Annotated in this window: 7 protein-coding genes; all 7 read left to right on the top strand. The window is 39.2% G+C overall.

What is annotated here, in order from left to right; translation table 11 throughout:
* Positions 1 to 41 precede the first annotated feature (41 nt).
* The 7 genes from COJ96_RS26720 (at position 42) to COJ96_RS26750 (ending at position 7,147) form a co-directional block, all read left to right on the top strand.
* Complete coding sequence (locus COJ96_RS26720; protein ID WP_098576670.1) at positions 42 to 527, top strand: CBO0543 family protein; 486 nt, start codon at positions 42 to 44, stop codon at positions 525 to 527.
* A gap of 206 nt (positions 528 to 733) precedes the next feature.
* Positions 734 to 1,651, top strand: coding sequence for a class I SAM-dependent methyltransferase (locus COJ96_RS26725; protein ID WP_098576671.1), 918 nt, complete (start codon positions 734 to 736; stop codon positions 1,649 to 1,651).
* A 114-nt stretch (positions 1,652 to 1,765) separates the two neighbouring features.
* On the top strand, positions 1,766 to 2,464 hold the full coding sequence (locus tag COJ96_RS26730; RefSeq protein WP_098576672.1) for a response regulator transcription factor: 699 nt from the start codon (positions 1,766 to 1,768) through the stop codon (positions 2,462 to 2,464).
* Positions 2,464 to 3,435, top strand: coding sequence for a sensor histidine kinase (locus tag COJ96_RS26735; protein ID WP_098576673.1), 972 nt, complete (start codon positions 2,464 to 2,466; stop codon positions 3,433 to 3,435). Before COJ96_RS26730 ends, COJ96_RS26735 begins: the two co-directional genes overlap by 1 nt.
* Before the next feature lie 268 nt (positions 3,436 to 3,703).
* Positions 3,704 to 4,474 (top strand): ABC transporter ATP-binding protein, encoded by a 771-nt coding sequence (locus COJ96_RS26740; protein WP_098576674.1) that lies wholly within the window; start codon positions 3,704 to 3,706, stop codon positions 4,472 to 4,474.
* A complete protein-coding gene (locus COJ96_RS26745; protein WP_098576675.1) occupies positions 4,449 to 6,353 on the top strand; it encodes an ABC transporter permease in 1,905 nt (634 codons plus the stop codon). Before COJ96_RS26740 ends, COJ96_RS26745 begins: the two co-directional genes overlap by 26 nt.
* 221 nt (positions 6,354 to 6,574) lie before the next feature.
* Positions 6,575 to 7,147, top strand: coding sequence for a TetR/AcrR family transcriptional regulator (locus COJ96_RS26750; RefSeq protein ID WP_098576676.1), 573 nt, complete (start codon positions 6,575 to 6,577; stop codon positions 7,145 to 7,147).
* Positions 7,148 to 7,454: the final 307 nt, after the last annotated feature.

The following is a 7,454-nucleotide window of genomic DNA, read 5'->3' on the forward strand; positions in this document are numbered from 1 at the left end:
TTAATATAGTCAATCATAATTTCTTTGGAAGGATGCTTAATATGGAGAAAAAACTCTTAAATTTACTTACATCTTTATGCTTTATTTCCTTGCCATTTCTATTTAAAGGATCAAAAATGAGAGAAACTCTCGTCATTTTTTTCTCAAAAGGAGTATTAGCTACTCTTATTGATGCGTATGTAGTTGGAACAAAAAGAGTTGCATATCCAGTTCGTCCTTTTCCGAAGATTTTTAAAACGAACATTATTTATGACATACTATTTTTCCCGATTTTAAGTGTGATCTGGGTCAAGATTTCTTACAGCGATAAATTTTGGAAAATACTAATGAAAAGTTTGATTTTTAGTGTTCCTATGAGTATTGGTCAATGGTATATGGAAAGGAATACAAAGCTATTTAAATGGAGAAAATGGACAGTCTTCCATACTTTTGGCAGTGTAAATTTTACATTATTTACAATTAGAGGTTTTGTTGGATTACTGAAAATATTGGATAAATTAAAGGGAAATCAAAAGGTAATTGAATAATAGGGGTAATCACGGTGGTCGAATGAAAAGTTGCGGACCGGATGTTTTTTATTATTCAGGTTAAATTTTAGTTGACAAATCAATCGATATATGATATAATATTAATTTATTGACAATGGGTATGTTTCTATCATAAAATAAACTCCTAGCAGAGCTATGCTAGGAGTTTTTCTGCATTAATAAGGGATTATGAAGGGGGAACCTGTTTGCAAACTAGGAAGGAAAGCTTGACCGCAATAGTTAGTTGCTTTGCCAGGGGTTATCATGCATCTACCAGCATAGATCCGATTTTTAATGACTTTATTGCTCATTCACTCTTAAATGAAGAAGAAAAACAGTTAATCGCCACCAACTGGGCTAACGCAATTGCCTTCTTTGATCAAGAAAAAAGCGAAACATTGGAAACCTTTGATGAAAAGCTAATGTGGGTGATGAACAACCAGACCATTCCCCAATTAGTCAGCCGGGCAAGATATGCAGAAGATGGACTTAGGTCTGCAATCGAACGTGGGTTTAAACAGTATGTCATTCTCGGTGCGGGTTTCGATACCTTTGCTTTAAGGCAAGAAAAGCTTCCAGAGGATTTTATTATTTATGAGGTTGATCATCCTGCAACCCAAGCTTTTAAGATCAATCGTCTCCAGGAAATCGGTATGGATATTCCCAAAAATGTTAGATTCGTCCCCGTAGATTTTAAAAGTGATTCTCTTCGTGCAGAACTGAAGAAAAGCGGCTTTGATGAACAACAATATACTTATTTTAGCCTGCTGGGCGTGGTCATGTACCTAGCTAAAAAGGAGTTCTGCCAATTACTATCTTCTGTGGCGGAAATGTCCGCAGACGGGAGTTCATTTATCTTTGACTACCTCGATGATACTGCTTTTAATGAAAGACTAGCCTCTAAGAAACTAACCCGAATGAGACAAATTACCGCCCAAACGGGTGAACCGATGATTACCGGTTACGATCCGTTTGAACTGGACTTGGAGCTCCAGGACTGCCAGATGTTACTCTATGAAAATCTCTCTCCAGCTAATATTGAGGAGATGTATTTTAAGGGAAGAGAAGATGGATTACATGCCTTTGAGCATTTTCATTTTGCTCATCTCGTTGTGAGTAAATAGTTATGAATTGCCAAGCACCGCTCTGAGCTCCCTAGCGGTGTTTTTTGCTATTATTTCCATTTTTTCGAGACCATTTGATACAATCAAGGAGGAGTATAGGGAAGGAGTATTATCATGTTTAAAATTTTTATCATTGAAGATGACAAACAATTGGTGAACTTGCTGAAAGAGCATTTACATAAATTCGGGTATGATACAAAGTCCGTTGAAAAGTTTGATGCGGTCCGTGGGGAATTTGAGAAATTTGAACCACACCTCGTTTTATTGGATGTGAATTTGCCGAAATATGATGGTTACTATTGGTGCCGGCAAATTCGCAGTGTTTCAACTTGTCCAATTCTCTTTATTTCTGCTCGAGAAGGAAAGATGGACCAAGTGATGGCACTAGAAAATGGAGCGGATGATTATATCACGAAACCTTTTGATTATGAAATTGTTACGGCGAAAATAAATAGTCACCTGCGAAGAGCTTATGGGACTTATGCTAGTGCGAATAATGAGCGGACGACCTCAGTGGAAGGATTAATCTTGGATGTGGAACGGCTGCGGCTAACTTTAAATGAACAGGAAATTGACCTGAGCCATACGGAAGCAAAAATTTTAGATGAACTAATGAAAAAAGTAGAACGTGTCGTCAGCCGTGACAGGCTTTTAGAGAAAATTTGGGACGATCAAGCTTTTGTGGATGATAATACTTTGAATGTGTACGTAACACGTGTTCGGAAAAAATTAGCTGCATTGTCTATTGATGATGCCCTTCAAACGATCCGCGGTCAAGGGTATCGGCTCGTTCCGAATTGGAGGCATATGTGATGAGGCTTTTTTTTCGGGAACAGCTGGCATTGATTCTCTTTTATTTTCTTCAATTAGTCGTGATAACGGGCATTTATTGGCTTGACGGCTATCGTCATTTATCGATAAGTCTTTATGCGGCATTCCTAAGTACATGCCTTCTAATTGGTTATCTCTTTTTTCGATACATCACGAATCGCTCGTTCTACCAGCGGATGGAAAAACAGCTGACCTCCATGGACGATTTTACAAGCAATGTACAGCAAAGCCCACTGGCGGAGGGCTTACAACAGCTTTTGAAAAGCCAATTCCGTCACTATAAAACAGACCTTCATAATTATAAATACAAACTGGAGGGGCATATTCAGTTTATCAATCAATGGGTGCATCAAATGAAGACCCCTTTGTCTGTTATTCATTTAATTGTCCAGGATGAGGATGATTCCCGTTCCAGCGCAATTAGGGATGAGTTGGATCGTCTTAAAAAGGGATTGGATATGGTTTTATACACAGCACGTTTAGATACTTTTGAACGCGACTTTTATGTGGAGACCCTAAATTTGCAAACCGTTGCCCGTTCTGTGACATCCAGCCAGAAACGCATATTTATTCGGAAGCGAGTGTTCCCAGTGATAGAAATCGATGGGGGTCTTCAAGTGGCATCAGATGAAAAATGGTTGTCCTTTGCCATGACCCAGTTGATGACCAATGCCCTGCGTTATACCGTTGAGGAGAATCGTAAAATATACTTTCATGGCTATAAGCGTGGAATAAATACCGTTTTAGAAATCCGTGATGAAGGAGTCGGGATTCCCCAAAGCGACTTACCCCGTGTCTTTGATCCCTACTTTACAGGTGAAAATGGCCGTAACTTTCAAGAATCCACCGGAATGGGCCTCCATCTCACCAAGCAAATCTGCGAAAAACTCGGACATCGTATCGAAATCGAATCCACCATAAACCAAGGAACCAACGTGCGCATTATTTTCTAATGGTGTTTTTTTGATGCCATTAATGGAATCAATTTATGGAATCAATTTATGATGTCATTTATGGTGTCAATTATGGTGTCAGGCACCGTCTGTGGACACTTTCCTGTTTTGTCCTTTTGGGGCGGACGCTCGGATGGATGGTTATCTACTTACTGCATAATTTTCTCAACCTTACAATTGTGTAAGATAGTTGTAAGTTTACGACATGGAAGCGGGTGCTGATATCTAGGTAAAATGAGGGTACGAATAAAACAGGGAGTGAAATTGGATGTCGATTTTAGATGTGAGACATTTAGAAAAGATTTATGAGGGGAAAGTGGCGCATAAAGCCATTGAAAATATAAATTTTACGGTTGAAAAGGGTGAATTTGTTGGAATCATGGGGCCGTCTGGCAGTGGAAAAACCACACTCTTGAACCTTATTGCCACAATCGACCGGCCAACTGCGGGGGACATTTTTATTAATGGGAAAAACCCCCATGTGCTCAATCGAAAGGAAACTGCGCTATTTAGACGCCATGAGCTAGGGTTTGTTTTTCAGCATTTTAATTTACTAGATACGTTAACTGTAGAGGAAAATATCGTTCTACCGCTCACACTTGATGGTGAAAGTGTGAAGGAAATGGACCAAAAACTCAATCAGGTAGCAAAGAAATTAGGGATTGACCCAATCCTGAAAAAACGCACCTATGAAATTTCAGGCGGTCAAATGCAGCGGACGGCCATCGCCCGTGCCATCATTCATCAGCCAGCGCTTATTTTGGCGGATGAACCAACAGGGAACCTGGATTCAAAATCAGCAAAGGATGTCATGGAGACACTGACTGCAATCAACAAGGAAGATGGCGCTACCACATTAATGGTCACACACGATGCTGTCGCCGCAAGCTATTGTCACCGTGTCATTTTTATTAAGGATGGACAACTATATAACGAAATCTACCGCGGTGATAACCGCCAGGCATTCTTCCAAAAGATTATTGATATGCTTGCGTTGTTAGGAGGGGACAGCCGTGACCTTTCCACAGTTCGTTTATAGAAATGTGGTCCGTAATAAACGGACCTACGCAGCCTACTTCTTAAGCAGTGCTTTTTCGGTCATGATCTTTTTTATTTACGCCCTATATATCTTTCATCCAGATATTAAAAAGGGTGTAACTTCGGCGCTTGCTGTTGAATTAATGACGGCTGCTGAAGTAATTATGTACGTGTTTTCCTTCCTGTTTGTCCTATACTCTGTCAGCACGTTTCTAAAATCACGGAAACGTGAATTTGGAATTTTAATGATGCATGGCATGACAAAGGGTCAGTTAAATCTTATGGTGTTTTTAGAGAATATGATAATTGGGGTTGGAGCGATTATTATAGGAATTGGGGCTGGAATGATTACGGGGAAACTCTTTCTTATGATTGGCTCCAAAATGATTGGAATTCCCCCCTTGTCATTTTATTTTTCTGAAAAAGCACTCTTGCTCACTGTCGGCGCCTTTTTAATCCTTTTCCTTTGTATATCATTATTTACAACCATTCTTGTCAGAGTAAATAAATTAATTGATTTATTTCAGGCAGGGGAAAAGCCGAAAAAAGAACCCAAAGTATCGGTCTTCTTATCAATTTTCTCAGCAATTTTGCTCATCGTCAGTTATTATTTAGCCGCAACAGCAACCATGCTGACATTAATTTTCAGAGTTCTGCCTGTAATTGGAATGACAATTGTTGGCACCTACTTTTTCTATACTCAGCTATCGGTATGGGTTACAAAACTACTTCAAAAAAATCGTTTCTTGTTTTGGAAAAAAACGAATTTAGTGACGTTCTCCAGTCTGGCCTATCGTTTGAAGGATAATGCACGGATGTTTTTCATGGTAACGATTGTTTCAACGGTGGCATTTTGTGCGGTAGGGACGCTTGCCTCGATGAATGTAATGATTAAACAACTCGACGTAGAGTTTCCCGCTGAAATTAGTTATCTTGCAAAAGATGATCAACCAGTTCACCAGCAAAATTTACAGCAAATTGAAGCGGAATTAAAGGAAAAGAATATCAATTACACAACGAATCAGATCCTGATTAAAAACGTAGCTGTTGCTTCTTCAACAGATAAATATGCACGAGAAAAAATCCCGGTCGTTTCTTTCTCGGATTATAAAAAAATTGCAGCAGCAGCTGGCTACGAATTTGATGAAAAGCGGCTTGTCGGAAATGAAACGCTAGAAATGCGTACATCGATTTTTAGTAACTTGGAAGAAGTAACCTATACCTTAAAACAGGATCAGATAAGACTTACTCATGACCAGCCCACTAAACACATCGTTTTTCCCAACCAGTTGCTTCATGGTCAGGGGATCGTAGTTAGTGATGGGTTGTTTGACAGGCTTACACCCGTGAATACCGAAACCTTTACGGGCTTTTACACAAAGGAACTCAAAAAAACAACAGGGATGGCAGAAAATCTAGTCAGGAACGGTACCTCGATGTCGTTAGAACATGTTCCTTACTCGATCACGGTCAGCGGAACTTTATACGAACTACAAATGGGTATGTATAAGATGATGTTATTCGTTGCTTTATTAATTGGTGCAGTATTCTTTATCGCGGCAGGAAGCTTTCTATATTTCAGGCTTTATGCAGATTTGGATTACGACAGGCGCCAATATCTGACCATTACAAAGGTAGGATTAACCGATCGTGAACTAAATAAAATTGTTACTCAGCAGCTGGCCTTGCTTTTTTTCGTGCCAATTGTAGTAGCCTTTGTTCATAGTGGGTTCGCCTTTATGGCATTACAAAGCTTTTATAAATTATCGATAGCAAAAGACATGATTATCGTTCTAGCTGGTTTCTTACTGGCACAATTCATTTATTTCTTTTTGATTCGCTACCGATATTTACGAAACCTGAAAAAATCATTAATTTAGAACAAAGCCCATCTGATTCTATAAATTAGATGGGTTTTGTTAAATATAATTCGATCTATTTATTCTATAATGAATAACGGAAATTTTCTATATTTAATCGATCCACAGGTTCCTGATTTAGGAGCCTGTCTGCTTGTTATTGGAGTAATTGCAGATGAATGGAACTTATGGTATATTTGAAGAAAATGACCGAAAAACTAAAATGGTCAGTGGAGGTTGACATGGCAACCGATCGAAGAAAGCTGATTGTAGAAGCAGCAACGAAATCCTTCTCCTTGTTTGGCTATAAAGCAACAACAATGGATCAAGTCGCAAAGTTGGCCAATGTAGGGAAAGGGACGATTTACACCTTTTTTAAAAATAAAGAAGAATTATTCGAAGAGATTATTTCCACTTTGGTAAAGGAAATGATTGCGGAAGCAGAATCAGTTATCCAACCAGATTTACCCTTTACTGAAAATGTGCATCGGGCGCTTTATCGTTTATTAGAATTTCGCTCCCAGCACCAATTGATGATCAAGATGGTGCAAGAGGAAACGGAAATGGGGACTTTAGCGGTTTCAGAAATGCTGCAGCATGTGGAGGATGAAATTATTGCTTACTTAAAGCTGAAAATCGATGCGGCCATCACGAAAGGGGCCATCCCGGCAGCCAATACTGAAATCACTAGCTTTCTGTTGTTAAAAATGTATATTGCCTTAGTTTCAGACTGGGAGAAGAATCATCAGCCGTTAAGCTCTGAACAAATTGCGGAAATTATGAAGGTGTTTTTAGTAAAAGGATTGTCCACGTAAACAAGTACATAAAGGTTTCCGTTTTCGGTAAAAAGCTGCTTATTCCTGCATCTAGGATTAGAGGGTCCGCACTTATCGGTAAGGGGAGTTCAAGGTTAAGCAACCGAGCTGATAAATAGACGGAAAAATTCCGCTTATTTCGAAATTATTATTAAAAAACGCTGAAATAGACGGAGAGATTCCGCCTATTTACTCGAAAAACGTGAAATTGGGAGATTTTGCTTTGCATAAGCGGAAAATCTCCCCTTATTTACCCCGAAACGGGCCCCATTCTACATTTAAGCGGAAAATCGAGACTGTCGATTAA

The sequence above is a fragment of the Bacillus sp. AFS073361 genome, from assembly GCF_002567005.1.
In the GTDB taxonomy this organism is placed as follows: domain Bacteria; phylum Bacillota; class Bacilli; order Bacillales; family Cytobacillaceae; genus Neobacillus.